1 protein-coding gene and 1 pseudogene are annotated in these 1,562 nt (G+C 42.4%); one reads left to right on the top strand and one right to left on the bottom strand.

The genetic code is table 11. The features are described 5' to 3' along the window. Positions 1–327: 327 nt before the first annotated feature. Positions 328–1,068, top strand: a complete 741-nt coding sequence (locus ACTXGO_RS13505) for a DUF3108 domain-containing protein (protein ID WP_443574884.1) — start codon at positions 328–330, stop codon at positions 1,066–1,068. A gap of 254 nt (positions 1,069–1,322) precedes the next feature. Here ACTXGO_RS13505 and ACTXGO_RS13500 read toward each other — a convergent pair. Then, positions 1,323–1,562 (bottom strand): annotated as a pseudogene (locus ACTXGO_RS13500) (hypothetical protein); the annotation flags it as partial.

Below are 1,562 nucleotides of genomic sequence, written 5' to 3'. Positions count from 1 at the left end.
AAATGGGGGCATGACAAGGTGGGTTCAAGTGTAAACTCAAAAATATTTACAAGGCGTTTGTTGCTGCAAATGATCCTCAAACATAAGCGTGCAAGCTTACTCACATGACGTTACTGAGTACTGATGACAAGCGTTTTACGGTAACATCGACCACACCTGCTCAACCTATTACTCAGCAGCCACCCTTGAAAGTGTAACAAGATATGACCATTATAGTATTTATGATTAACAGTCCTAGTGGACAAAAGCTTTTGTCACTCACAAGAGTACGTAAACAATAGCTATAAAATAACTAAAATATCTGACAAACTTATTAAGGATACATTCATGACATCATTTACCATCCCTAACAAGCGCAGTGAGAATAAACTGGCAACCCTGTTTACAACAGGTGTCAGTATCGCTGCTATCGGAGCTATTAGTATGACCGCCCCTACCCTTGCTAACGCAAAAAGCATACAGCCCTCAAGCACAAACTACAGCTTTACCGTAGAAGATAAATATAAAGGAGTGGCTACTCGTACTTTGAGCAAATCAGGCAATGCATGGAACTACAATGTCAAAGCTCGAGTCGCAGGCGTGGCGAGCGCCGCGCAAAGCAGCACCTTTGTAATCAATGGCAACAATGTTAGCCCAAGCAAAGCCAGCACCACGTACAAATTGCTCGGCATTGGACGTACGCATAATCTTAGCTTTGATTCAGCGGGCAAAAAGGTGACAAGCAGCTATAGAGGCAAGACCACAACGTCCAATATGGCCCAGCAAGCCTTTGATGACTTGAGCTTAGAGGTACAAATTCGTCAAGACTTATTGAACGGCAAATTCTCTGGTAATTATTACATGGCCAAAAAAGACAAAGTCGAGAAAACACCTTTTAAAAAGTCAGGTAGCACCAAAATTACTGTGCCAGCAGGTACTTTTGATACCGTACGTGTTGACCGTGTCCATGACGACAATGACCGCTCAACCAGCTTTTGGTTGGCACCCAGTTTAGACTACTTACCAGTGAAAGTAAGTCAAATCAACGATGGCAAAAAGATGGATCTGGAATTAACCAAAGTAAACTAAACCCCTTTGCCCCTGATCTTCGTAATAGTTAGTAATAAACAGTCCAGACAAAAGCGGCGCTCTATAGTTAGAGCGCCGCTTTTTTGTGTAGGCATAGTCAGTTCAATATAAAAATGATACAGCGAGGTCGAAGTGGTTTTTTTGCAGCATCGAGCGGCGTAGGCACAGCACGCAAGAAAAAATCATTTTGACCTCGCGCTACAGTCCGACGTATTCGTTTTATTAGGTATAGACTATATCCAAATAAGTTAAGATTAGCGCGCGCGGGGCTGTTTGACGACATTGTTCATAGAAGGCAGACGCTTTAACAATAAAAACAGCCAGGTATTAATCAAAAACAATAACACAAAATCGATCAAGTAAACCACAATCTCAGCCCAACTGCTTCCGTAGATACGTGTAAATAATACGACGCCGCTTGCCCCCAAATACACCAAGGTGAGCATACTACCAATTAATAGCATATAGGGCGAGCGTCCCTTTAATATAAAGGG

It is taken from the genome of Psychrobacter sp. T6-1 (assembly GCF_052258445.1).
The sequence above is the reverse complement of the archived record's forward strand: the minus strand, read 5'-3'. Positions and strand labels throughout refer to the sequence as shown.

What these genes read in the sequence shown, in the direction of transcription:
- ACTXGO_RS13505 (WP_443574884.1), top strand. Translation starts at nt 328, where the DNA reads ATGACATCATTTACCATCCCTAACAAGCGCAGTGAGAATAAACTGGCA.